Source organism: Variovorax sp. ISS6, assembly GCF_056523145.1.
On sequence record NZ_JAWRZC010000001.1, the window covers coordinates 3,331,166 to 3,354,914 of the forward strand.

At 61.2% G+C, this 23,749-nt stretch carries 29 protein-coding genes, 1 tRNA gene and 3 pseudogenes; 28 read left to right on the forward strand and 5 right to left on the reverse strand.

Going from position 1 to position 23,749, the window contains the following annotated elements:
- The first annotated feature begins 39 nt into the window (after positions 1-39).
- The 6 genes from pheT (at position 40) to AC1HIL_RS15235 (ending at position 5,809) form a co-directional block, all read left to right on the forward strand.
- Entirely contained in the window at positions 40-2,481 is a 2,442-nt protein-coding gene (pheT, locus tag AC1HIL_RS15210; RefSeq protein ID WP_479672121.1) for a phenylalanine--tRNA ligase subunit beta, read from the forward strand.
- 5 nt (positions 2,482-2,486) lie between these two features.
- Positions 2,487-2,858, forward strand: a complete 372-nt coding sequence (locus AC1HIL_RS15215) for an integration host factor subunit alpha (RefSeq protein ID WP_057596652.1) — start codon at positions 2,487-2,489, stop codon at positions 2,856-2,858.
- A 73-nt stretch (positions 2,859-2,931) separates the two neighbouring features.
- Positions 2,932-3,393 (forward strand): MerR family transcriptional regulator, encoded by a 462-nt coding sequence (locus AC1HIL_RS15220; RefSeq protein WP_057596659.1) that lies wholly within the window; start codon positions 2,932-2,934, stop codon positions 3,391-3,393.
- A gap of 26 nt (positions 3,394-3,419) precedes the next feature.
- A tRNA-Pro gene (locus AC1HIL_RS15225) sits at positions 3,420-3,496 on the forward strand.
- 200 nt (positions 3,497-3,696) lie between these two features.
- Entirely contained in the window at positions 3,697-5,154 is a 1,458-nt protein-coding gene (locus AC1HIL_RS15230; protein WP_365957848.1) for a tyrosine-type recombinase/integrase, read from the forward strand.
- Between the two features lie 31 nt (positions 5,155-5,185).
- Complete coding sequence (locus AC1HIL_RS15235) at positions 5,186-5,809, forward strand: hypothetical protein (protein ID WP_296726135.1); 624 nt, start codon at positions 5,186-5,188, stop codon at positions 5,807-5,809.
- On the opposite strand, the gene AC1HIL_RS15240 is transcribed toward AC1HIL_RS15235, so the two are convergent.
- A complete protein-coding gene (locus AC1HIL_RS15240; protein WP_296726132.1) occupies positions 5,806-7,098 on the reverse strand; it encodes a YagK/YfjJ domain-containing protein in 1,293 nt (430 codons plus the stop codon). The two genes, AC1HIL_RS15235 and AC1HIL_RS15240, sit on opposite strands and share 4 nt — an antisense overlap.
- Positions 7,099-7,385: 287 nt before the next feature.
- Positions 7,386-7,589 (reverse strand): helix-turn-helix transcriptional regulator, encoded by a 204-nt coding sequence (locus AC1HIL_RS15245; protein WP_296726130.1) that lies wholly within the window; start codon positions 7,587-7,589, stop codon positions 7,386-7,388.
- A gap of 1,025 nt (positions 7,590-8,614) precedes the next feature.
- Between AC1HIL_RS15245 and AC1HIL_RS15250 the strand changes: the two are divergent.
- From AC1HIL_RS15250 to AC1HIL_RS15295, 10 genes and pseudogenes are all read left to right on the forward strand, one after another.
- Positions 8,615-8,902, forward strand: a pseudogene (locus AC1HIL_RS15250) (YqaJ viral recombinase family protein); the annotation flags it as partial.
- A gap of 105 nt (positions 8,903-9,007) precedes the next feature.
- Positions 9,008-9,292: a hypothetical protein gene (locus AC1HIL_RS15255; protein ID WP_296726123.1), complete on the forward strand. Its 285-nt coding sequence runs from the start codon at positions 9,008-9,010 to the stop codon at positions 9,290-9,292.
- Between the two features lie 64 nt (positions 9,293-9,356).
- On the forward strand, positions 9,357-10,055 hold the full coding sequence (locus AC1HIL_RS15260; protein ID WP_479672761.1) for a hypothetical protein: 699 nt from the start codon (positions 9,357-9,359) through the stop codon (positions 10,053-10,055).
- A complete protein-coding gene (locus AC1HIL_RS15265) occupies positions 10,052-10,318 on the forward strand; it encodes a hypothetical protein (protein ID WP_296726115.1) in 267 nt (88 codons plus the stop codon). Before AC1HIL_RS15260 ends, AC1HIL_RS15265 begins: the two co-directional genes overlap by 4 nt.
- Positions 10,315-10,542, forward strand: a complete 228-nt coding sequence (locus AC1HIL_RS15270; RefSeq protein ID WP_398501857.1) for a hypothetical protein — start codon at positions 10,315-10,317, stop codon at positions 10,540-10,542. The genes AC1HIL_RS15265 and AC1HIL_RS15270 overlap by 4 nt, the downstream gene beginning before the upstream one ends.
- 106 nt (positions 10,543-10,648) lie before the next feature.
- Complete coding sequence (locus AC1HIL_RS15275) at positions 10,649-11,062, forward strand: hypothetical protein (RefSeq protein WP_296731937.1); 414 nt, start codon at positions 10,649-10,651, stop codon at positions 11,060-11,062.
- Between the two features lie 252 nt (positions 11,063-11,314).
- Entirely contained in the window at positions 11,315-12,073 is a 759-nt protein-coding gene (locus AC1HIL_RS15280; protein WP_296731934.1) for a DUF7227 family protein, read from the forward strand.
- Positions 12,070-12,336 carry a hypothetical protein gene (locus AC1HIL_RS15285; RefSeq protein WP_296731932.1) on the forward strand — a complete coding sequence of 89 codons (267 nt, stop codon included), beginning with the start codon at positions 12,070-12,072 and terminating at the stop codon, positions 12,334-12,336. Before AC1HIL_RS15280 ends, AC1HIL_RS15285 begins: the two co-directional genes overlap by 4 nt.
- 215 nt (positions 12,337-12,551) lie before the next feature.
- Entirely contained in the window at positions 12,552-12,959 is a 408-nt protein-coding gene (locus AC1HIL_RS15290; RefSeq protein WP_296731929.1) for a hypothetical protein, read from the forward strand.
- A 50-nt stretch (positions 12,960-13,009) separates the two neighbouring features.
- Positions 13,010-13,978: a DUF932 domain-containing protein gene (locus AC1HIL_RS15295; protein WP_296731926.1), complete on the forward strand. Its 969-nt coding sequence runs from the start codon at positions 13,010-13,012 to the stop codon at positions 13,976-13,978.
- A 329-nt stretch (positions 13,979-14,307) separates the two neighbouring features.
- Here AC1HIL_RS15295 and AC1HIL_RS15300 read toward each other — a convergent pair whose 3' ends face one another.
- The gene (locus AC1HIL_RS15300; protein ID WP_296731923.1) at positions 14,308-14,658 is read right to left on the reverse strand and encodes a helix-turn-helix domain-containing protein; all 351 of its coding nucleotides are present in this window, start codon (positions 14,656-14,658) and stop codon (positions 14,308-14,310) included.
- A gap of 203 nt (positions 14,659-14,861) precedes the next feature.
- Between AC1HIL_RS15300 and AC1HIL_RS15305 the strand changes: the two genes are divergently transcribed.
- From AC1HIL_RS15305 to AC1HIL_RS15320, 4 genes and pseudogenes are all read left to right on the forward strand, one after another.
- Positions 14,862-15,104, forward strand: coding sequence for a hypothetical protein (locus tag AC1HIL_RS15305; protein WP_296731921.1), 243 nt, complete (start codon positions 14,862-14,864; stop codon positions 15,102-15,104).
- A 117-nt stretch (positions 15,105-15,221) separates the two neighbouring features.
- Positions 15,222-15,632 carry a hypothetical protein gene (locus AC1HIL_RS15310; RefSeq protein WP_296731918.1) on the forward strand — a complete coding sequence of 137 codons (411 nt, stop codon included), beginning with the start codon at positions 15,222-15,224 and terminating at the stop codon, positions 15,630-15,632.
- Between the two features lie 69 nt (positions 15,633-15,701).
- Positions 15,702-16,670 carry a hypothetical protein gene (locus AC1HIL_RS15315; RefSeq protein ID WP_296731914.1) on the forward strand — a complete coding sequence of 323 codons (969 nt, stop codon included), beginning with the start codon at positions 15,702-15,704 and terminating at the stop codon, positions 16,668-16,670.
- 150 nt (positions 16,671-16,820) lie between these two features.
- Positions 16,821-17,021: pseudogene (locus AC1HIL_RS15320) on the forward strand (IS30 family transposase); the annotation flags it as partial.
- Positions 17,022-17,592: 571 nt separating this feature from the next.
- On the opposite strand, the pseudogene AC1HIL_RS15325 reads toward AC1HIL_RS15320, so the two are convergent.
- Positions 17,593-17,862 (reverse strand): annotated as a pseudogene (locus AC1HIL_RS15325) (EamA family transporter); the annotation flags it as partial.
- Between the two features lie 79 nt (positions 17,863-17,941).
- On the opposite strand from AC1HIL_RS15325, the gene tnpA reads away from it, so the two are divergent.
- The 3 genes from tnpA to tnpC are packed head-to-tail and all read left to right on the forward strand — an operon-like array spanning position 17,942 to position 20,250.
- Positions 17,942-18,289 (forward strand): IS66-like element accessory protein TnpA, encoded by a 348-nt coding sequence (gene tnpA, locus AC1HIL_RS15330; protein ID WP_479668792.1) that lies wholly within the window; start codon positions 17,942-17,944, stop codon positions 18,287-18,289.
- Positions 18,286-18,618 carry an IS66 family insertion sequence element accessory protein TnpB gene (gene tnpB / locus AC1HIL_RS15335; RefSeq protein WP_479668793.1) on the forward strand — a complete coding sequence of 111 codons (333 nt, stop codon included), beginning with the start codon at positions 18,286-18,288 and terminating at the stop codon, positions 18,616-18,618. Before tnpA ends, tnpB begins: the two co-directional genes overlap by 4 nt.
- Positions 18,619-18,675: 57 nt before the next feature.
- The gene (gene tnpC / locus AC1HIL_RS15340; protein WP_479668794.1) at positions 18,676-20,250 is read left to right on the forward strand and encodes an IS66 family transposase; all 1,575 of its coding nucleotides are present in this window, start codon (positions 18,676-18,678) and stop codon (positions 20,248-20,250) included.
- Between the two features lie 198 nt (positions 20,251-20,448).
- Here tnpC and AC1HIL_RS15345 read toward each other — a convergent pair whose 3' ends face one another.
- Positions 20,449-21,228, reverse strand: a complete 780-nt coding sequence (locus tag AC1HIL_RS15345) for an EamA family transporter (RefSeq protein ID WP_479672122.1) — start codon at positions 21,226-21,228, stop codon at positions 20,449-20,451.
- A 76-nt stretch (positions 21,229-21,304) separates the two neighbouring features.
- On the opposite strand from AC1HIL_RS15345, the gene AC1HIL_RS15350 reads away from it, so the two are divergent.
- The 5 genes from AC1HIL_RS15350 to AC1HIL_RS15370 are packed head-to-tail and all read left to right on the forward strand — an operon-like array spanning position 21,305 to position 23,676.
- Positions 21,305-21,634, forward strand: coding sequence for an ArsR/SmtB family transcription factor (locus AC1HIL_RS15350; protein ID WP_296731908.1), 330 nt, complete (start codon positions 21,305-21,307; stop codon positions 21,632-21,634).
- 31 nt (positions 21,635-21,665) lie between these two features.
- Complete coding sequence (gene arsN2, locus AC1HIL_RS15355) at positions 21,666-22,136, forward strand: arsenic resistance N-acetyltransferase ArsN2 (RefSeq protein ID WP_296731905.1); 471 nt, start codon at positions 21,666-21,668, stop codon at positions 22,134-22,136.
- 57 nt (positions 22,137-22,193) lie between these two features.
- Complete coding sequence (locus AC1HIL_RS15360) at positions 22,194-22,685, forward strand: ArsI/CadI family heavy metal resistance metalloenzyme (protein ID WP_398500481.1); 492 nt, start codon at positions 22,194-22,196, stop codon at positions 22,683-22,685.
- A gap of 9 nt (positions 22,686-22,694) precedes the next feature.
- On the forward strand, positions 22,695-23,189 hold the full coding sequence (locus AC1HIL_RS15365) for an arsenate reductase ArsC (protein ID WP_296731898.1): 495 nt from the start codon (positions 22,695-22,697) through the stop codon (positions 23,187-23,189).
- Between the two features lies 1 nt (position 23,190).
- Positions 23,191-23,676, forward strand: a complete 486-nt coding sequence (locus AC1HIL_RS15370; protein ID WP_296731896.1) for an arsenate reductase ArsC — start codon at positions 23,191-23,193, stop codon at positions 23,674-23,676.
- The last annotated feature ends 73 nt before the right edge of the window (positions 23,677-23,749 follow it).

Here is a 23,749-nt window from a genome sequence, read left to right on the forward strand (position 1 = left end):
AGACCTTCCACACCAGAAAAACAGATCGAGATCGAAGAGATGCAATTCCCGGAATCCTGGCTGCGCGAGTTCTGCAACCCGCCCATCGACAGCGCCGAACTGGCCGAGACCCTCACCATGGGCGGCTTCGAGGTCGAGGAGCGCCGGCCGGCGGCGCCGCCCTTCACGCGCATCGTGGTGGGCGAGATCAAGGAAGCCGTCCAGCACCCGAATGCCGACCGCCTGCGTGTCTGCCAGGTCGACGCGGGGCAGGGCGCCTTGCTCAACATCGTGTGCGGCGCGCCCAATGCGCGCGTCGGCATCAAGGTGCCGTGCGCGCTGGTGGGCGCCGAACTGCCGCCCGGCGAGGACGGCAAGCCCTTCCTCATCAAGCTCGGCAAGCTGCGCGGCGTCGAGAGCCAGGGCATGCTGTGCTCGGCGCGCGAACTGCAGCTGAGCGAAGACCATGGCGGCCTGCTCGAACTCGCGGCCGATGCGCCCATCGGCGTCGACGTGCGCGAAGTGCTCAAGCTCGACGACACGCTGCTCACGCTCAAGCTCACGCCCAATCTCGCGCACGGCCTCAGCGTCTACGGCGTGGCGCGCGAACTCGCCGCGCTGACCGGTGCGCCCCTCAAGCCGCGCGCCGCTGCGCCGGTCGAAGTGGCCTTCGGCGACAAGCTGCCGGTGAAGGTCGAGGCGCCCGAGCTCTGCGGCCGTTTCTCGGGCCGCATCGTGCGCGGCGTCGACACCAAGGTCAGCACCCCGGCATGGATGGTCGAGCGCCTCGCGCGCTGCGGCCAGCGCAGCGTCACGCCGCTGGTCGACATCTCGAACTACGTGATGTTCGAGTACGGCCAGCCCAGCCACATCTTCGACCTCGACAAGATCCACGGCGGTCTCGCCGTGCGCTGGGGCAAGGCCGGCGAACAGCTCAAGCTGCTCAATGGCACCACGATCACGGTCGACGACAAGGTGGGCGTGATCGCCGACGACCGCGAGGTCGAATCGCTCGCGGGCATCATGGGCGGCGACGCCACCGCGGTCTCGGACGACACGCGCAACATCTACGTCGAGGCCGCGTTCTGGTGGCCCGAGGCGGTGCAGGGCCGTTCGCGCCGCTTCAACTTCTCGACCGACGCCGGCCATCGCTACGAGCGCGGCGTCGACCCGAGCCGCACCGTCGAGATCATCGAGCGCATCACGCAGCTGATCGTCGAGATCTGCGGTGGCCAGGCCGGCGCCATGGACGACCAGATCCTGCGCGTGCCCGAGGCCCTGCCCGTGACGTTGCGCGTGGCACGTGCAGCGCGCGTGATCGGCATGCCGCTGACGCAGGCCCAGTGCGCCGATGCGCTGCGCCGGCTGGGCTTCGCGCTGACCGAAGGCGATGGCACGCTGACCATCGTGCCGCCGCCGCACCGCTTCGATCTGCTGATCGAGGAAGACCTGATCGAGGAGGTCGCGCGCCTGATCGGCTTCAACAACCTGCCGACCACCGCGCCGCTCGCGCCGATCACCGCGCGCGTGCGCCCCGAGGCACAGCGCAGCCGCTTCGCGGTGCGCCGCGGCCTGGCCGCGCTGGGCTACCAGGAAACCATCAACTTCAGCTTCGTCGAAGCCGACTGGGAGAAGGAGCTCGCGGGCAACGACAACCCGGTCAAGCTCCTGAACCCGATCGCGAGTCAGATGAGCGTGATGCGTTCGTCGCTGCTCGGTTCGCTGCTGCAGGTGCTCAAGTTCAACCTCGACCGCAAGGCGCCGCGCGTGCGCGTGTTCGAGGTGGGCCGCGTGTTCCTGCGCGACGACAGCGTGGTCACCACCGACAGCACGGTGCGCGGCGTGCATCAGCCGATGCGCGTGGCCGGCCTCGCCTGGGGCGATGCCGACGAGGCACGCTGGGACGGCAAGTCGCAGCGCGTCGACTTCTACGACGTGAAGGGCGACGTCGAGGCGCTGCTCGCGCCGCTGGTGCCGCGTTTCGAAGCCGCCGAGCATCCGGCGCTGCATCCGGGCCGCTCGGCGCGCGTGATCGTCGAGGGCAAGGCCGTCGGCTTCGTCGGCGAGCTGCATCCGCGCTGGCGCCAGAAATGGGACTTCGCGCAGCCCGCCGTGCTGTTCGAGCTCGACCTCGATGCCGTCACCGCGCGTCCCGTGCCGGTGGCGCAAGCCGTGCCCAAGCACCAGGCGGTAGAGCGCGACATCGCGGTGGTGGTGGCGGAAGCCATCACGCACGATGCGCTGATCGATGCCATCCGTTCGACCGGTGCCGCGCAAGGCCTGCTGCGCGACGCGGTGCTGTTCGACATCTACCGTCCGCAGCCCGCGCGCGACGGCACGGTGGCCGCGGCCGGCGGCCTGCAACCCGGCGAGAAGAGCATGGCGGTGCGCCTGCGCTTCCAGGACGACAACGCCACCCTGACCGACGAGCAGGTCGAGCCGGCCGTGCGCGCCATCGTCGATCAACTGGCCGCGAAGGTGGGCGGACGCCTGAGAGGATGACCCGAATGAATGCCGTCGAATTCACGCTCGAAGCACTCGAGACGCCCGCGCTCACCAAGGCGCATCTGGCCGACCTGCTGTTCGAGCAGATCGGCCTGAACAAGCGCGAGTCCAAGGACATGGTCGAGGCTTTCTTCGACCTGGTTGCCAACAGCCTGATCGAAGGCACGGACGTGAAGATCTCGGGCTTCGGCAACTTCCAGATCCGCGTGAAGGCGCCGCGCCCCGGCCGCAACCCGCGTACCGGCGAAGCCATTCCGATCGGCGAGCGTCGCGTCGCGACCTTCCATGCGAGCGCGAAGCTCAAGGAACAGATTCACGGAAACATCGATCCGAATGCCTCCCCCGAGGTCGAGTGGAGCCTGGGTTCCGAATAGGGCTTGTTCGCGCGCGCTCCCGTGGAGTAACCTCTGAGGTTTGCCGCGCGCAGACTTGATTTCAATGGAGAACATGGCCGACAAGGCGCTCCCGCCCATCCCCGTCAAACGCTACTTCACCATCGGTGAGGTCGGCGAACTCTGCGGGGTGAAACCGCATGTGCTGCGCTACTGGGAGCAGGAGTTCACGCAGTTGCGCCCGATGAAGCGGCGCGGCAACCGGCGCTACTACCAGCACCACGAGGTGCTGATGATCCGCCGCATCCGCGACCTGCTGTACGACCAGGGCTTCACGATCAGCGGTGCACGCAACAAGTTGCAGGAACTGGTGCAGCACGAACGCGACCGCCGCAAGGCCGGCGAGGTGCCGCTCGAAGGCATGGAGGCCGTCGAGATCGATCACGAGGAGTTCGAGGCCGCGCTGCACGACGAGGAAGCAGTGCCGAACGTGGCCCGCAGTGTCGACCTGTCGCAGTTGTTGCAGCTTCGCCGCGAGCTTTTTGAAATTCGTGAGTTGCTGACCGTCGGACGCTGAAAAGAGAAGGCTATAATCGAGAGCTTCGGTGTGTGGCGCAGCCTGGTAGCGCACTTGCATGGGGTGCAAGGGGTCGAAGGTTCGAATCCTTTCACACCGACCAATACGACGTCCAAGGGCGTCCGGCTTTATCCGCCGGACGCCCTTTTTCATTGGGGCGCTGCGTCTACGGCATCCGCAGTCGTACACTGAAATCCAGTGACTGCCAGCGTCAATAGGGGGTACGTGTGGGGGGCCAAGCGCCGCTATCCTCTGGATCGGTGGATCTGTACCCCCAGCCCCCAGCTCTTCTCGACGAAATTCATGCCCTTAACTGATGCTGCCTGCCGAAACGCGACGTGCCCGCCCGAGCGAAAGCAGGCTCGGTATGCCGACTCCGGCGGCCTCTACCTCGAAGTCTCTGCTTCAGGTTCCCGTCGGTGGTTCTGGAAATTCAGGATCGAGGGTGTTGAGAAGAAGTTTGCACTCGGTGCCTATCCCGGCGTAGGGCTGGCTGCGGCGCGTAAGGCGCGTGACGTTGCCAAGGCGCAGAAGGCGGCCGGAATCAACCCCATCCAAGCCAGACAGGTCGTCAAGCTCAAATCTGCGGTGAACACAGGCGACACCTTTCGCGAGACCGCGCTTGAATGGTACGAAAAGCATCGTGCGCGCTGGAGCAGTCACTACGCCATTCGCGAAAAACGCAACCTGGAGAAGGATCTTTTTCCGCACTTCGCGGTTCGCCGCATTGGCGAGATCGAACCCATCGAGTTGCTAGCAGCACTGCGCCGGGTTGAGGAGCGGGGGGCGCTCGACGTGGCCGGGCGGGTCCTCATGACTTCGCGGGCCGTATGGCGCTATGCCGTGGCGACGGCTCGCGCGCCGCGTGATATCACCGCTGACCTCAAGGGGGCCCTAACCCCCCATAAGACGCGCCACTTTGCGGCCATCACAGAACCAGCGAAGCTAGGAGAGCTAATCCGCATTATCCGAGCGTATCAAGGCGGGCACATCGTGCGTACGGCTTTGCAATTGGCTCCTATGCTCTTCCAACGTCCGAACGAGCTTAGGGGTGCCGCTTGGGCGGAGTTTGATCTCGACAATGCCTTGTGGACCGTGCCAGCTGCGCGGATGAAGCGGCGTATCGAGGGCAAGGAAAACGGAGATCCTCATTTGGTCCCGCTTTCTACCCAGGCGGTGGAATTGTTGCGAAAACTGTACCCCCTCACCGGTTACAGCACACTGGTTTTTCCGGGCGAGCGCAGTCACGACCGCCCAATCTCGGACAATACCCTTCGCGCCGCTCTTCTGACCCTGGGGTATGGGCCAGACGTCCAAACCGTCCATGGCTTCAGGGCCACGGCGCGGACTTTGCTTGCTGAAGTGTTGGAGGTCGACCCCCTGGTGATCGAGGCGCAGTTGGCACATGCAGTGAAAGATGCCAACGGAAGGGCTTACAACCGCACCCAGTACCTCAAGCAGCGCACGCTAATGATGCAGCGCTGGGCTGACTACCTCGACGAGCTGTGCCGACACGAGCTCACGACTACTCGGAAGTCAGCGTCAGGCCAGATCGAGCCTGCAACCGGAGGGGGTATGGCCAGCGTAGTGCGTGATTTTTTGAAGGCTAGAGAAGGGGAACGCGTTGCGCAGGGCTCTGGTCATGGTGTTCCGCTGCCTATAGAGAAGCAGGAAGTTCCGCAGCCTATAGAGAAACCGGAAGGCCGAGAAAGTATGGCCCAACTCTTTGCCCAAGCGGTGGCCGAACTTCGTTCAAAATGAACTGCACTCATAAGCCTAGAAAGCGCCGCCCATGAATTTCGAAAACTATTTTGAAATCTGCGCCGGACATGTGAAAAGTTGGGTCGAGAATTTTGCAGAACTTCACCCGAAATTGATCTCTATTGATTTACGAATGCAAGCTGGCTATGCGCAGCGAACGCTAGGGTTTGAGAAAGGAGATCAGATTCCTTTGCTCGAAAATCTTCCAAAAGGAGAAGTCGAAGAGGTCTGGGCCTCTGTTGTTAGAAATATCGATTTTGCAAAATCGAAAAAGCAGGCGGGTGAAGAATTGTCTGCTTGGTCTGCGCTGATGCAGGCTTCTAGATTGTTTGGCCGTTTGGAGCCAATTGAAGACTATGAAGTGATTCCGGCGGAAGCCGATGAATTGGATTCTCGCCTTAAAGTCAAAGCTGTCCAACTCTTCGCATCGCTGGCTCCTTCGGACGGCTGGCAAAGCTATAGCCGGGCGTGTGAAGAAATTCACCCTGTCTTAGTTGATTTTTATGAAGAAATCACAAAAAAAGAAATGCCCGATCTCAACTTGATCGGGCATTTTAAAAGATGGAAAAAAGATGGAGTTTTTTCCGCAGCATTTGATGGTCATACTGCCGCTATGATAGCGAGCCGGAGGGCCGACGTTAAGCGTTTTCGCTAGCTAACAAGAGCTTCGGTTTTGGGCATGTTCCCTTTGCCGAAGCATCGCATGCCTTGGAGGTGGAGCCGAACAAGGTCATCGCCTTTCGTCAAGTAAGCGCACATCAGTTTTATGCCCTCCCACTTCTCAGGCGTTTTCTCTTTGCTAAACATTCCAATTCCACAAGACTTGTAGTGTTCCTTGTAAGCGTTGCAGTTGAAATAGGTGCCGCTGCCCTTGGTAATTTCATTTTTCCAATATTCGCCAATGATTCGTACAATCGAAATGTCGGACTTCAATTCTCGACCGTTGAAGATTAGCATTAGATGGTAGTGGAATCCGCGCCGCACCCCAAATTCAAGCTTCCAAGCGAATCCGAGGAGTTTTTCTCCAAAACGCTTCTTGATGAATTCGAAAAGAAGTTTGTAACTCTCTTTGAGGATTTGAGCTTGGCGAAGATTGCTTGCCTGATAAAAAAGTGAGGCGTCTCTCTTTGCTCCTAGGTCACACCTGCAGATCAGCAGTCGGCCATTCGTTTCGCTGTGTCGGCGGACATACTTAAGGAGTTGTTGGTTGTTTTTTCTTGAGCTTCGGAAAAAGTCGTTGCATTCCTTAATGAATTTTTTAGAACTTGCGAGTTCCCGGAGTTCATTGATGCAATTGTTGAGGCTATCGGAAAATTTGCCAGCTTGCTCTTCGGAATCAAAAATCAGTCCGGGGTTCGCTTCGATGATAGCCTGCATCGGTTCGGCGGCATGCTTCCAGAAAAGCTTGAAATAGGGATTCAGTCGCTGGGCTAGAAAATGCTTTTGAACAATATGAGCGGTCGACAAGCTTGAGAGAAAGAATCGGCCTGTCGGGTTGGTTTTCAATCGAAATTCATGAGATGAGATTTTTCGGGTGTGAAAAAGTGGATTTTTGGTTTTCGTAATAAGCTTGACGTGGGCAATTAGATGATAGAGAAGCCGGAGGCTTTCTTTCTCTGCGAAATCTTCAAAGCTCTTATAGTGTCCGGCCCCAAGGCTCTCGTTGTCCTTGTCCTCGTCCCCGCCGTCGCAATCGATCTGCGGGGTGGGCTTGACTAATACGGCTTTTCCCTTCGATTCCCCTTCGATCACGTCAAGATTGCTTGGATAATCTTCGTCTTTGCGCTCCAAAAAATCGCTGCGTGCTTTCGCTGCCAAAAAAGAAAAAACCTCGTTGCGACGTCGTTGAAGCTGTCTCAGCTCGACCCAGGATTTGGGTCGCTGCTTGGGTAATGTTGAATTCAAAATGTTCATAAAAAGAGGGCTTGCGCCCTCCTTGCTCACTCTTGAATTTAGTTGATGGTGTTGATGTGATCAGTTAGCGAGGTGACTCTCTCTGCAAGGCAAGGTGGTGTGCCGATGCTTGAACATCGGCATCGCTTGACTTCCTTATTCTGGGTTTGTTTGAGGTGACGTGTAATGAGATGGTTGGTATATTAAATACTCCACACCGGAACATTGCCGGATAGCCAGGAAGTCCTCTATTTAGGAGGTCACGGACCAGGCAAATTCCCGCTTTTGTAGAGGTCAGTACAAAAAAAGTTAGTGCTCAGAATTCGCCACTCCTCCGTTCAGGCGGCGGCGAGTTTGCTTTCGATGTAGGCGTCGAGGTGGTGTTCCAAGACCCCCATGGCGCGTGCGCCGAGGGTCACCCGTTTCGGAAACAGGGGGTCTTTGCGCATGAGTTCGTAACCTTTGCTACGCGAGATGCCGAGGCGCTTCCAGACCTCTTTCATGCGCAGCACCTTGGCGTGCTGCAGTGGGGGGGTAGACATGGTCGTGAGATTCCTTGGTTTGCCCGCGCCCTATGCGCAGGGTTCTCTTGAAGTCTCGTAGGCAGATCAGTTTGAAGCGACACGGTAGACGCGTGAAAAAAGATTGCCTCGCTCTCTTGACATGTATTCGCCGTTGTGGTTGAAAATAATTGCGCTTGCAAGAAGATCGCCTGTTGCGGCCTTCTGTCCAGGGTTGTCGAACTATGTTCAAAAAGTTAGTTCTCCCGAGCACGACTTAGATCCTCGGGGAGCAGCCCGGCCCCTTTACAGCAGAACGCCCGGCGAAACGGTTGTGTACTGCGATTCCGTGCTTCGGTTTAACAAGGACAGACGGCGAGAAGATCGTCGAGTCACGACTGATTTTGTTGCATAAAAGCAACGTCGACAACTCGGAGGGAGGCTCAGGAATGGAGTCGTCCTGCCCGTGCATTGCATCGATTTTTCGAAAAGCGATACAGACGCCGTACGGCGCCATGGTCTTCGCCGATTCCTTGCTTATCCGGCGCCTGCCGTCTCGAGGAGTGTCTCTGGTCGCACCTTGAGTAACTGTGGAAGTTTTGGAAGAGTTGACTAGCGAACGGGCCGGGCCGAGGACGTGCAATTCTTTTGGCAGAGATGCGGTCCATGCGCTGGTGTTTTTCAATCTTGGCTTAGGCGTTCGTCGAGATTTAGGAAATGCATTAGGGATGCAAGCCATGACATCTCGAAAACTCAAACCCAGATTTTCTCAGCCCTATATAACGTATGGGAGATTGAGAGTAAGCGCGTAGCGCCACTCGACTTTCTAGTACGGAGTTGCCGTCGCCCAGTTCAGCTCTTACAACCTAACGGAGGCAAGCCACACAACTCGTCTCCGCAGTTCAACAAATATGACATGAATCTAAATCAGACTGAAGTCGATTCCACGCAGCAATTTGCCTGCACTCGGTTCAAGCCGCCGGACAGACGCGTGAATATTATTTACGTTGAGCCCCGCGATTCGAAAGGATCGCGGGGCTTCTCACATCTGAAGCCGGGAAATCGCGATGAGCGGTCGACGCCCTGAAAAAAGCAAAGCTTCTCAACCCCCAGGACTCTCTGGAACAGATGCTGCCGTCGCACTCGGCTTGAGTCCCTTCAAGTCGCCCGTTCGGTTGTGGATGGAAATGACCGGCCGTCGCGAAATGCTTCCTGCAGGCGGCGTTCCAAGCTCGCATCAAGCGTCGGGAGACTATTGGGCGCACGTCCTCGAGACCGTCCTCAGCGCGCACTATCGACTGAGAGCCGGATGCAAGCTTCGCCCCGCGCGACAAACGACACACCCAAAGCATTCCTGGATGCTTGGCGGCGGTGCTCAATCGGTATGTGGTTCGACGGACCTTCAGTTGCTTTTGTGCATCGCCGCGGGTCTCCCGGAGGCGGCTCACTGGAGCGGTGAGATGCCTCTGTACGTCAGGGCCCGCGCGCTTCACGAACTGGTCGTCGCCTCCGCTCGAACGCTCGACGTCATGGTTCTCGTCGGCGGACGTGATCTGCAAGTCCACCGCGTCCATAGCACCGCCGAAGCAGCGGAAGAACTGTTGGCTCAGGAGCATGCGTTCTGGCAGTGCGTCCAATCGCAGCGACCCCCGCCTGTCGATCTTGCGATTGACCCGAGACTACTGCTTACCTTGCCGATCGAGCGACTGGATCGCGCGTATGCCGCGCTAGACCCCACTCACTGAATTCAGTTCTCGCTTCCGTCGACTTCCCATCCAAATCCTTCCCGGCCCGCTTTTGCGGGCCTTTTTGTTTGCATCGTTTCTATCGAAAGGAGTTTTCAAGTGGATCTATCGTTTTCTCTCAAGTGTTGGTTGGCTGCCGTCGGCCATTTCCTCGGTGCGCTCCGGGCTTTCGGAGGGTGATGTGGGGACGCTAGTCATTCGCGGCACAAAGCAGCAAGTGGTTCGCGACACGCTGCAGGATCTGCAAGCCTGTGCGTCGGTCCTCGCTTCCAGGGTGATCGGCAACCGACTGTGGTACCTGGCGCGCATGGAAGGCGCAGACGGCTCGACAACCACCTGGATTGGCCTGTCGCTCATCGAGAGTCGCCGTGGCGAGGTCTTCGTCAAGAGCATGGACGAGAGCAGCGGACCGTTCTACTACGACTGTCCGCTGGCGTTCCTGTCTCAGGCAGACGCACCCATTGGGCCGTACGCGGCCGCCTGGCGCGAGCAAGTTAGAGCCTTCCATGCGGCTCGACTTGCTCGCCGTGCGGCGGTTCGCGCGGGAGCGCGTGTTCAGTACGGCACGCAGGTGTTTGTGCTGGTGCGCAGTTTGCGGCGTAGCGGCTGGAGGGTGCGCCGCGAGAGCGATGGCGTGAGCTTTCGCATGTCGAGCCGACAGCTTGCCAAGGCAGAGCTTCTTCCTGCAGAAGGGCCACATGCGCCACCGAAGGAGCAGGTGCGGCATCAAGCGCAGCGTGCCGAAGGCGAGCGCGTTCTATGAGCATGGAGCTCCAGACCGTCGTGTTCATCGCCCAGGTACGAATCCACGACGCGAAGGCCCTTCAGGCAGCCGCAGCCGAGCGTGCAGGTCTGGATGGCTTGAGCGCGCACGCCTGGACGGCCATGCGCTCGGGCTGCGGCGACGACGTCGTCATGCTCCTGGACCCCGGGAGCATCACTGGCGCCGGCTTCGAGATTGTCCAGTCTCGATGCGAAGTGCTGGCGCATGGTGCTGGCGCTGCGGATGGGGGACCGGCAGCGTGAACCGTGAACAGATGACCAATGTCGAGTTCGTCGTGGATCTGATGGAGCACTCGCAACACGGCGCGCTGATTCAGGCGTTCGTTTTGCAGGCGATACAGGTCTACGCAAGCTCGGTCGCCAAGAAATCCCCCGCGGAGCTGGACACCCCACTGGTTGCCGGCGCCGCCTGGCACGGCTGCGCGATGGAGCTGTGCAGCAAGTTGAACGGCTATCTCGGGCGTTGAACGCGCCCAGCCCCCTTTCCCCAACGCGCATTCCCCGATGACAGCAGGCTCCGCGCGCGGGGTCTGCTTGTCGTCGGGCCTATGCCGCAACCCTCTATCAACAAACATGAATTTCAACATCGAGAGCATGACTGGCCAGGAGCGCGACGCGTTCTGGGTCGCAAATTTGCGGGCAGCCAGGAAGATGCTAGATGCGCTCGCCCCCGAAGCGGTGCAGCTGGACCACTGGAGGCGCCCCGGCGATCCCTCCGCCTGCTTCGGCGGCTGGCTCCCCACGGATCCGTACTTCCAGAGCCTCGGCGTGACGGCGAATTCGGTTCTGGGCTACCCGCAGCTTTCGGGTCACAACGACTGGATCGAGCACTTCGACGTCGCCATGATCCTGTTCGGCGATGAGCGCATGTTCTTCGCGCGCGACTGGAGCTGGGACGAGTTCGAGGCCGACTTGAGCCATACGGACCATCAAGTCGTCCTGCATCGCATCAGCAACCGCCTGCACAAGCTGGGCGAGGAGAACTGAGGAATGAAGTTCTCTCGCCACATCGTCATCCACGACCGGCTCGGTATCGCACACCGTGTGGTGGTCTATGTACGCCGCAGACGTGCTCTGCCGAGCGACTGCTGACGAGCGCCCCCGGGCGTTCCGTACACCTTCCTCGGGTCGCTATCCGCGCGCTTGCCCTTGTGGCAATCCCGCTGGGCCTCTCGCCGTGATCTCGCCGCGGCATATCTCTTCCAGCGGCACCAACATCCCAACCCAGGAGTACTGCTCATGCGCAGTGGCATCGCCGTGCGCGGTGACCCGGATCGTCCGGGCATCTTCACGCCATCCCAAGCAATCCCAACCCCTCTCACATACCACTTCACCCGCATCAGCAGGAACGCCAAGACGGGCCCCATGCCTGTCACGACGACCAGCAAGAATTCCTGTCCGTCGAGCTGCAGCTACCGCACAGGCGGCTGCTACGCCAACGGCGGGCCGCTCGCCCTCCACTGGCATGCCGTCAGCGAAGGGCACCGAGGCGGCTCCTTCGAAGAACTGCTCGAGGATGTCGCAACCGTCCGGCGCGGCGCCTTGTGGCGACACAACCAGGCCGGCGATTTGACGCCAACCTCGACGGGCGAGCTGGACGTCCCGCTCCTGGACATGCTGGTGCAGGCGAACAAAGGTCGTCGGGGCTTCACCTACACGCACTATGAGCCACGCGGTGCGAATCGCGAGGCGCTGCGTCGTGCGAACAACGATGGGTTCACGGTGAACCTGAGCGCCGAGACCCTCCGTCAGGCTGACAGCTACGTGTCGACCGGGTGCGCGCCGGTGGTCGTCGCGTTGCCTTCGAACGCGCGCCAGTCCTTGCGCACGCCCAAAGGTCGCCTCGTGGTGGTGTGCCCAGCGGTTCTCGGCGACACGGATTGCCTCAACTGTGGACTGTGCCAGCGTGGCGACCGCAGCGTCATCGTGGGGCTTCCCGCGCATGGTGGTGGGGCGCGTCGCGTCGAGCAGATCTTCCTCGAGGAGGGCGCGGCGTGAGCAATGCCAAGCAGCACCCTGTTGTGGCGGGTGGCAAGGTTTGCGCCGAAGCGAAAGAGGGGGCCCGCGGATCTTGTGCCGGAGGCCTCGGCGTCAACGACCTGCTCGATGATGCTTTTCTGGCGTCAGTGGACAGAGGAGTGCTCGCGCTCAAGCAAGAGGACCCCTTTCGGCTGCGCCAAGCGCCTTACGCGATCGAGGAAGACATTCGTTACGACCGATCGGCTCTCATCCATCAAGACCGCCCCCAGGCCTGGCGCTAGCGTGGGGCGTGCGGCGCCGTCCAGGGCATGCAAGCGAAGCGCCCGGGTCCACGTTGACCGCATGGCGATGTCATGCGCCGGCTGGAAATGCCATCCAGCACATGGCCGGTACGGCGCTCTTCGAAGAACGCCCGTCGCTTGCCTCGGCTTCCCACTTCGACCCCTCCCTCACCGAGTCGCGCACCGCGGTGCGGTGAACGACTCGGCCTTCATCCATGGAAAGTGAACATTCTTTTGACCCCAACTTCGACTCGACCGAGGACGACTATCGCGCGGGCGCGTTCGCTGGCGAGTGCTGTCCGAGCTGCAAGTCGCCGCAAGTCTGCGAGCGAGAGCTCGGCAAACGCGTCGGTGCCTTGATCGGCACTCTGGCCGGCATCGTCAGTGGCGTCTGCGGCGCTGTGCTCAGCAGCGCCTTGGACGACGACCGGCTGGGGGCTGCTGTCGCCATCCCCGGTGCGTCCTGGCTCGGGCCTGTCTCGTCAGCCGTTCTTGGCGGCATCAGCGGCGGGGTTGCTGGCTGCCGAGTCGGCTCATCGCTCGGAGCAGCCATCGACGCCTCCGTCCTCCACAACCGCCGCTGCAAGAACTGTGGGCACAGCTTTTCTGTGCCTACGTTTTAAGCAGACGGTTTGTTCAACCACCAACTTCACATCAAGGAAATCTATCAATCATGTCGACTACTCTGAAATCCATCGTGCTCAACGAGCAGGCCGGGCGGCAGCGTCCCGGCCATGTGCTCGAACCCCACCAATCCGTTGACGCCTGGGTTCAGAAGGCCGGGATGGACTGGACCATCAAGGAAGCGCCCGTGCAGTTCATGACCGGGCAGGGCGAAGCGACACAGTCCCTGCAGGCCTATGAATCGCAGAAGGTGCTCTACCGCAGCGATTCCAAACTGCCGCTGTCGGTCGTGAGCAGCCGCTACCAGGTCGTTCAGCCGCTGGAAGTGCTGGAGTTCTACCGGGATCTGACCGAGATCTCCGGCTATGAGCTCGAGACGGCGGGTGTCCTGAAGGGCGGGCGCAAGTTCTGGGCGCTGGCGCGCACAGGACGAGAGGCGGTCCTGAAGGGCAGCGATCTCGTTCGTGGTTACCTGCTGCTGGCGACGTCGTGCGATGGGTCAATCGCCACCATCGCGACGCCGACAACCATCCGTGTGGCCTGCGAGAACTCACTCACCGCAGCCCTGGGAGCCGCTCAAGGGGCCGTCAAGGTGTCCCACAGCACGGCCTTCGACGCTGACGCGGTCAAGCGTGAACTCGGCGTCGCGGTCGCCGGCTGGGACGAGTTCATGTTCCGCATGCGCATCCTTGCCGATCGTAAGGTGAAGGCGAGTGAGGCCTCGAACTTCTTCCTGAAGGTCCTGTGCAATGCTGCCTGGGATTCGCCTGCTGACCAGAAGCTGCAGAACGAGCGGGCGCTGAAGAAAGTGCAGGCCTTGTTCGATGGGCAGGGCAGGGGAGCGGAGCTGTCCTCGGCGAAGAACACCGCCTGGGGGTTGCTCAACGCGGTGACCGAGTTCGTGGACCACGAGCGCAGGGCCCGGGACGCTGACTACCGGCTGGATAGCGCCTGGTTCGGCCAAGGGGCGGCATTGAAGGAGCGTGCGTTGAAGGCTGCGCTGGAGCTTGCGTCATGAGCCCGTTCGACCTTACGGCACAAAGCCCCGGCGACCGAAAGGAGCCGGGGTTTTGCTTTTGGGATGGCCTGCCTCAACGAGGGCGCAGTGGGAGAAACCATGTTTGTGAGCGCTAGTCCCCTCGAATACCTCTTTGCCTATGCGCTCGTCGTTCTCTTTGGGATGGCGGTGGGTTTTCTGCTAGGCCGGCGGGGCCTTCTTGGTTGCTAAACGGTGAAGCACTTTTCGCTAATCAGCGCGCAGTTTTCGCCGAGAGAGATCTTTGGAGGCAGCTACGGCGCCTTATGAAACCGCTGCTTACGGCGTTGTTCGAGTGGCCGGGCATTTCCTCATGGTCGTCCCTGCTCTAGGCGCTCAGTCAAAGTTTCGACGATGCCCAGCACCATCGTTCGATCAGGCCCGCTGAGCTTGGACAACAGCCGCGCAAGCTGGCTCGCCTGGTCGGTGGCGCGCGAACTGGTTTCCGTCAGTAAATCGGCGATATCACAGTCAAAAATGTCGGCCAGCTCCCCGAGCCGCACGACAGTGGGCAGCGCCAGTCCGCGCTCGATGCGGGACATTGCCTCTACACCGATCCCCAAACGCTCGGCCACCCGCTCTTGCGTGAGGTGGCTAGCGATCCGGCGCTTAGCGATGGCCCGACCGACTACAGCTGCGAGTTGCTTTTCCTCTTCCGGCATAGGCCCTCCATTTCCAACTGGAATGGTTGGGTACCAACTCAACGAGAGGAAGGTCTTAAAAAGTTGACTATCAACCTAAAAGGTTGTTTATAGTTCGGCTACGTATCAAAACATTTTTCGAGCCGTTTCTCCCCGCCCACCTTCATGGGCTGATGGTCGCTGGGCGGCACTGACTCTATTTATCAACCAAACCTTCAAAGCTCATGGGCTCGTTGAACATCTATCACCTCCTCATCTTGATCGGTCTCGCCGTCCCGCCAGTCCTCGGCTGGCGCGTCGCCAAGAAGCTCGGCTACCACGGCGCCTGGGGCCTTCTGGCCTGGACCCTGTGCATTCCCTGGGCCGGCATCCTGGTGTTGGGCGTTCTGGCCTTCATCAGGCTGCCCGCGCGAGCGGCAGTTGGACGCGACTCCGCCTCTGCAGCGGTGCAGCACACCACGCTCTAGAAGCTGGTTGCGAGGAAGCACGGCCGACGGGGTCATCCCTCGAGGTCTTCGATCCCCTGCGCTACGCAACCCGCGCGGGGACGGTGCTTTTATCAATCCAACCTACCAAGGCCCCGTATGACACCCAACCATGTCGCGGTCTGCACGGCGCTCGTCGCCTACGCCATCACCTTCGCCGCCTTGGCACAGGCGAGCGATCCTCTCACCAACCCCGATGCGGTGCCGCACCACATCGATCGTTCGGCCATGGACATCCAGATCCAGGGCTGGAGCAGAGACATGCGCTTTCCGGTCTACCCGATCCGGGTGCAAGCCGGCGCGAGCGGCGTGTACTACACGACCAACGAGAACGTGCGTAGCTACAAGGAGTTCGACTTCGACGAGCTTCGCTGCGAGATCGGCGATGCCGATCCTGCGGTTCTTCGACTGCCTGGCTACAGCTGCGCCGATGGCGTGTGCATCACGGCAGAAGGCGCCGTGCTCGGCACAGACCCGCGTCGCCGCAGCCGCGGCAAGCCGCGGTGCTGACATGCGTGGCCTTTCACCAACAACTTCATTCGACGGGCTCGACCCATGATTTCCACTAGAACACTCAAGTTGCTCAGCATCGTCCTGGGCATCACCATGCTCGCGGCTTGCGGCGACAGCAAAATCTCCGCCGTCAAGGACTCCCGTCTTCAGGGGGCCGAGTTCACGTTTGGCGAAAACCTCGACAAGATCAAGGAGTGCAAGAGCACCGACTGGTCCAGCGAGCTCGTAAACAACGTCACCATCGTCACGCACACCTGCAAGGTGAAGGTGGATGAGGCGTTGGTCGAGTCGGCAAAAAAAGCGGAGCTCGAGGCTTTGAAGGTCCATGCACGCCTGGAAGAAGGGTCAGCAGGGATCTATGTGCGCGGGATGCAGACCGTGCATGTGGGTGCGCTGCGTACTCAAGAGCTGCAGTTAGCCCAGCTTGCAATGAGAGTGGCGGATGCGGACCGGCAGGTCAGCGCCGTCGCAAACTCCAAGTACTCCCGCTTCATCTCGCTGAGCGGCACCGCCTTGCGAGGTGGTGAGGCTCCCCCGGACCCTGCAGCATGGGAGGTCAAGCAAGCGGAGAATCTCGCCCAGGCCAACGCGGCACGAGAGAAGGTACTCGCAGAAGTCGATGCAGAAAAGCGGAAGCTCCAGCTCGATGTCGATGAGGCGTTCAAGGCGGTTGGCCTAGCGCTCGGTTGGCAGGACAAGTACAAGGAAGCCGTGGAGCAGACCCGCTCGGAAGTGGCGAAGGAGGTGGAGGCCTACTATGCCAAGGACCATTCCACGGAGGTCAGGACCTCCTTTCGCTATCGCGAGGGTGCCGGTGCGGAGCTCGTGAGATCCGCGCTTTTCATCGACGACCAGGAAGGGCGGGAAGGAATGGCCGTCTATCTTTGGGATCCGAAGCGGATGCGGGAGTACCTGACCTATTTTGCGAACAAGGGCTTCTTGAGAGGCGTGAATGAGTTGTTCGACAGTCGTTTTCCGATCGAGAGGGACGGATTGAGCGGCTTCAAGTACAAGGGGCAGGCAGCCGCCAACTAGGGTCGCTTTTATTCTCCCTTAGATCAGAGACTTTCATTTATCCGAAGGCAAGCCAAACCCGGCTTGCCTTCTTTTTTTGTTTCAGTTCAGCGGTCTTGTCATTCGAGTCCTGTTGGAGCGAAGAGGCAACGACTGCGGCGCAGAAAGGATCTTCGAATGCTGTGGTCGCCAGAGCAGATTGCCGGCTGGCTCAAGCATACTTATCCGAACGACCCGAGCCTTCATGTGTCACACGAGACCGTTTACCGCAGTCTTTTCATTCAAGCTCGTGGCGCCCTGAAGAAGGAACTTCTGGAGCACCTTAGACGCACGCGAGGCATGCGACGCTCTCGTTCCTCTACACAGAAGACGGCGATGGAGCGTGCGACGAAAGTCGCCAAGCTGCAACTCAACGACTACTCATCGATCCGATGGGCGGAGACAACAGAGTCTGTCGATCAGGCCGTGGCGCACGTCAAGCCGAGGAAGCGCCGACTGACGCCCGAGGACACGGGAGCGCTGCACCAGCGTGCCCGTGCTTGGCTGGCGGCGAAGTTGGCAGATCCCTTCGACGGGCCGACGGTAGTCGTGACCCACCATGCACCGCACCGCGGATCGCTCGCATCGCACTACCAGGCCAACTGGCTGTCCGGCGCCTTCGTGAGCGAGCTTCCGGGCTATTTCTTCGAGGTGCCCTCACTCTGGATTCACGGCCACATCCACGAGAGCTTCGATTATCAAGCCGGTAACTGCCGGGTGGTGTGCAATCCCCGTGGGTACTTGCGGCATGACCGCGGCCTGGAGAACACGCAGTTCAACCCCGAACTCGTGGTCGAGCTATGAGTGACATCCAATCATCTACCCGCACGATCCAGAAAGTGCTGGCTGCCGCGACCGCAGTCGCGGGGGGACCTCGAGCAGCTCGACTGGTTCGCTCTTATTGCTACCCAATGCTGGTACGGCGCCAACGATTGAGCAGGCCTGCAGTGATCGCTACGCCCGTGAGCAGAAGAATCATTCCCGCCAGTCGAATCGCATTGAAGCGCTCGCCGTAGACCAGCGAGGACATGCTCAAGCCTACGGCGGGTGCCAGCAAGGCATAGGGAGCGACCGTGCCAGTTGAGTAGCGCTGCAATAGATTGCCCCAAATAGCGTACGCCAGCACAGTCGCCAGCAGTCCGAGGTAGACCGGCGCCAGAAGACCCCACATCGTAAGCGCGCGGTGATCCCGTCTTGAGCTTGACCCCGGTGTCTACGACGATGGTGTCCACCAAGGATTTAGGTGGACACCTATGGAACACTCCAAGCGCGTGAGCCGGCGCCGCCACGCGGCCGAACTGAAGCGGCAGGTGCTGACGGCGTGCGCGGAACCTGGAGCGTCTGTGGCTCAAGTGGCGCTGGCCCATGGCCTGAACGCCAATCTCGTTCACAAGTGGCGGCGTACGGTCGACGCGAGAGGCGTCGATCCGAAGAGCGGCAATCAGCAGGCCGAGTTCGTCTCGCTCACACTGGCTCCTGACCTCGCCGTCGCGAGCGACATTCACCTTGAGATTCGCCGAGGCGCGATCGCGGTGAGCGTGACATGGCCGCTGAGCGCGTCAAACCAATGCGCCGCCTGGCTGCGCGAGATCCTCAGGTGATTCGCGTCGACGCGCTGTGGCTTGCCATTGAGCCGTTGGACATGCGTGCGGGCACCGAAGCAGCGCTGGCACGCGTGGTTCGTGTCTTTGGCGCCGCGCGCCCGCACCACGCGTACCTGTTCGCCAACAGACGTGCCAATCGCATGAAGGTCCTGGTGCACGACGGCATCGGTATCTGGCTGTCGGCACGACGCCTGCACCAGGGCAAGTTCGTCTGGCCCAAGGACAGCGACACCACGCTCAGCTTGACCCCTCCCCAGTTCGATGCACTGGTGCTCGGACTGCCGTGGCAGCGTATCGGCGAAGCTGGGGTGATCTGCGTGCTGTAGTGCAATTGCCGAATGTGCTGATGCGCTCGCGAGTACACCGGGGCACCATCACCTTCCGTGACTGACACGGCCGACCTTGACCAACTGGACGCGCAGCAACTGCGCGAGATGGTCCTCTCCCTGAGGAGAGGGGCGGTAGCCGACAAGCTTGAGATCGAGCGCCGAGACCACGAGATCGCGTTCAAGCAGGCCGCCATCGATAAACTCACGCACGAGATGGCCGTGCTCAAGCGGCTGAAGTTCGCCGCCAAGTCTGAAGCCTTCAACGCCGAGCAGAAGAGCCTGCTGGAGGAGACCATCGATGCCGACTTGGCGGCGATGGAGCGTGAGCTGGAGGAACTCGCGACCGCGCCGTCTGCGCAGCGTGAGAAGCAGCAGCCCAAGCGCAAGACACTGCCCGCGTACTTGCCGCGCAGGGAGATCCGCCACGAGCCTGAGAGCGCCACCTGCGCCTGCGGCTGCAACCTCCAGCGCATCGGTGAGGATGTGGCCGAGAAACTCGACTACCAGCCTGGCGTGTTCACGGTGGAGCGCCACGTTCGGGGCAAATGGGTCTGCACGAAGTGCGAGACGCTGGTGCAGGCGCCCGTCGCCCCGCACATCATCGACAAGGGCATCCCGACGGCTGGGCTGCTCTCACAGGTGCTGGTAGGCAAGTACCTGGATCACCTGCCGCTGTACAGGCAGGAAGCCATCTTCGGTCGCGCTGGCCTGGCCATCCCGCGCTCGACACTGGCCAGTTGGGTCGGACAGTGCGGCGTGCAGTTGCAACCGCTGGTCGATGCGCTCAAGCGTGAGATGCTCCGAAGCTCGGTTCTGCATGCCGACGAGACCCCGGTGGCGATGCTCAAGCCGGGCAACGGCAAGACACACCGTGCGTACCTCTGGAGCTACTGCACGACGAGCTACAGCGCGCTTCGCGCGGTGGTGTTCGACTTCGCCGACAGCCGTGGGGGTCAGCATGCTCGCGCCTTCCTCGGGCTGCCGGACGAGCATGGCTGGCGCGGCACACTGGTTTGCGACGACTTCAGCGGCTACAAGGCATGCTTCGAGCTCGGCGTCACCGAGGCGGGCTGCTTGGCGCACGCGAGGCGCAAGTTCCACGAACTCTGGGCCAATCACGGCAGCCAAGTTGGCGAGCAAGCACTGAAGTTCTTCGGCGAGCTCTATGCCGTCGAACGCGAAGTCGCTGGGTTGATGCCTGAGGAGCGAAGGCGAATACGACAGGAGAGATCGCGCAGCGTGGCCACTGCGCTGCAACAATGGCTCGCGGGGCAACGGCAAAGAGTGCCGGATGGCTCGACCACGGCCAGGGCAATCGACTACAGCCTGAAGCGCTGGAACGCGCTCACGCGCTACATGGACGACGGTGATCTGCCGGCGGACAACAACTGGGTGGAGAACCAGATCCGCCCGATCGCCATCGGACGATCGAACTGGTTGTTCGCAGGCTCGTTAAGGGCAGGCCAGCGCGCTGCGGCCATCATGAGCCTGATCCAGTCGGCGAAGCTGAATGGCCACGAGCCGCACGCCTACCTGAAGGACGTCCTCGAGCGACTGCCCACGCAACCGGCCCGTCGCATCGCTGAGCTTCTACCTCATCAGTGGCAGCCAACGAGCGTGCCTACCTAAGGTCATCAGCGCCTTGGGAGGCGCTGGCATACTGCAGGACGGAGGAGCGCTCAGTGAACAAAAAGCCATACCCACCCGTTGAAAGCTGGCAGCGCCGTCTTAGTCGCGCAGAAGCTGAAGCAGAGCTGCGCAAAGAGTCCGATGAACTCGGCATCCCGATCAGTCCTCATTGGCAGGAGCGATGGGAGAACTTTGTGCTCAACCTGCAGCCGGAAGACGAACTCTGGTTCTGGGAATACTTCCCGCAGCCCATGACAGGCGGAGCCGGGTACTGCATCGTGCGCAACGGCTCAAGCACCGCGTGGATAGCGACCATGCGCAGCTAGTGCGCAGGAAATGCCCTGACTTCGCCGGACGCATACCCCACATCGACGCATGCGCTACCGCGTGCAAGAGCGCTCCTGGTCCGTCCTGCGCGAACGACAGTAGCAGTGCGGGAACAGGAGGAACCAGGCTGGCCCACCCCATGAGGTGCAGCATATTGACCTTAGGGAGTCGCTTGATCACCAAGTTACCGCTGGCCCAACTCAGCGCGGATGCGAGCGTCAGAGCGAAGGCGAGCATGGGCACGTTGCCGTTGAGCGTCAGGCTGATCACAAACAACCCGACGAGAGCCACGCCCATGCCGATGGCTTGCTGGCTGGTGGGGCGGTCCCCAAACATCATCGCCGCGAACACGACCGTGAAGAGCGCCTGGCTCTGCACCACGAAGGCGGTGAGCCCGGCGGGCATTCCAAGCGCGATCCCGAAGAACTGCAGCAGGAATTGGCCGGTGAAGACGCTGAGGCCGATGAACAGTACCGCTTTCCATGAAACCGCTGGCCGCGGCAACCAGAACACGCCCACGGCGGCCACCAGGAAGCGTAGTGCGGTCAATTGCGGTGGCGTGAAGCTCTCCAGGCCGATCTTGCTGACGACAAACGCCACCCCCCAGATCACAGCGACCAGGATGGCAAGAAGCATGTGGAAGGGCCGCATGTGTGGATCTCCTGGTGCCGGCTCGCCTTGGAGTCGGTGACTTGCACAGATTCAATTATTCAACGATACTCGAATTATGGAAGAAACTACTGTTGTCCGCTCCTTGATGGCTCTGGCGCAAGCAGTCCGCCTGCGTGTGTTCCGCACGCTGGTCGTGGCAGGCCCGGAAGGTATGACGCCGGGAGCACTGACCGAGGCGCTCGGCGTACCCGCAACAAGTCTCTCGTTCCACCTCAAGGAATTGGCCAACGCGGGCCTGATTTCCCAGGAGCGCCAGGGACGGCATCTCATCTACCGCGCTTCGTTCGACCAGATGAATGCGCTGCTGGCCTACCTCACGGAGAACTGCTGTCAGGGGCAGGCCTGCCTGACGGAAGCAGAAGGCGAAAACTCCTGCGCGTGCTGAGCGCCGCCGCCGTCACGAAGGTCACGTCGCCATGCACCCCGAATCAGCCACCAGCAGCGACTTCGCGCAGATTCGTGCGCTGCTGCAGCTTTGCGGCCTGCCCCACGACGATCTGACGCCGGATGCCGTTCGCGACTTCCTTGTACTGCGTCCCGCAGATGGTGCGCAAGGCCTAGTGGGCTGCGTCGGTGTCGAGCGAGCGAGCAGCGCCGGTCTGCTGCGATCCCTCGCGGTCGCACCGGCCCACCGAGGCTCTGGACACGGGGATGCATTGCTGCTTGCCCTGCAGGCCCACGCGGCAGCCGCAGGCATCCAGGAGCTCTTCCTGCTTACGACCACTGCGGCTGCTTTCTTCGCCATGCGAGGCTATCGCCTGCGTCCCAGAACCGACGTCCCAGAGGCGATTCGTTTGACTGCGGAGTTCGCCAGCGTTTGCCCCGATTCAGCAACCTGCATGTTTCGCGAGCTCGCGCTTCCCACGAGATCGTCTATCTCGGCCTAAGCCTTGGGCCACCACCACACACCGCCCTGTCCCTTACCCCCTCAAGGAGAACCGACCATGAAGCGTTTCCATGTTCACCTGCACGTCGATGACCTGAGCAAGAGCATCGTCTTTTACTCCCGCCTCTTTGCGGCGGAACCCGCGCGCGTCGAGCGAGACTATGCGAAATGGATGCTGGAAGACCCCCGTGTCAACTTCGCCATCTCGACCGTCGGTCACGGCACGGGCATCGACCACCTCGGGATCCAGGCCGACGACGAAGACGAGTTGGCTGAACTCAAGGTCCGTGCCCAGTTCGCCGACCGGACGATCTTCGATGAAGGGGAAACCGTCTGCTGCTATGCGAAGAGCGACAAGCACTGGGTCACCGATCCGCAAGGTATTGCCTGGGAGCATTACCGCACCCTTGAAACCGCCGTGGTGTACGGCCAGAGCCGCGGGGAAGGCGCCTCCCCTGGCGGCGCAGAGCCTGCAAGTGCGTGTTGCGCTGGGCCTGCTGGCCTCAAGTCCATCCCCGTGGTGGTCGCCACGAATAAAGCCTGCTGCTGAAAGCTTCTTATGACCGAACGAAAACACAACGTCCTGTTCATCTGCACGGGCAACTCCGCCCGATCCATCCTGGCTGAGGGCATCCTCGATCAACTGGGCTCAGAGCGCTTCGTCGCCTATTCGGCCGGCAGCCATCCCAAGGGAGCCGTCAATCCGTTGGCGCTTTCCACACTGCGTCAGTTGCGCTACCGGGACACCGGCTACCGCAGCAAGAGCTGGGGAGAGTACGCCAAGGACGGTGCTGTGCACATGGACTTCGTGATCACTGTGTGCGACCAGGCCGCCGGCGAGGTCTGTCCCGTCTGGCCGGGGCAACCGATCACCGCGCACTGGGGCCTGCCCGACCCGGCGGCCGTCGAGGGCTCGGACGATGTCCGGCATCGCGCCTTCATGGATGCCGCCGTCACGCTCAAGCGCAGGATCGAATTCCTGCTCTCGCTGCCGCTTGCCAAGCTCGAAACCCTCGCCATCCAGCGCGAAGTGCGCGATATCGGAACCCGCTGACATGACGACGAACGTCCTGATCCTCTGTACCCACAACTCGGCGCGCAGCGTCCTGGGCGAGGGCATGTTCAACCACTGGGCCCAGACGCTGGGTATCGACGCGCGCGCGTACAGCGCCGGCAGTACGCCCAGCGGCCGTATCAATCCGATGGCCGTCGAGGTCCTCGAGCGTGCGGGCATCGACACGTCGAGCTACCGCAGCAAGAGCTGGGATGAGTTCTCCAAGCCCGATGCACCGACGATGCGCGTGGTGATCACCGTGTGCGACAGCGCGGCACAGGAGACCTGCCCCTACTGGCCCGGCTCGCCGGTGCAGGTTCACTGGGGCTATCCGGACCCGTCGAACGTCGGGACAACGCCCGACGACAAACGCGCGGCTTTCGAATCGACCCGCCAGGTCATCGGCGAGCGCATGCACACGCTGGCAAACGTGCCGTTCGAAACCCTGAACGACGCGCAATTGCGCACGTTGCTCGAAACCCTCTGATGCCCTCGTCGGAGCGTTTGGCCTGAAGACCAGGCCGAGCGCCCCTGTGCGTACCTCATCCACCCTTTCAACT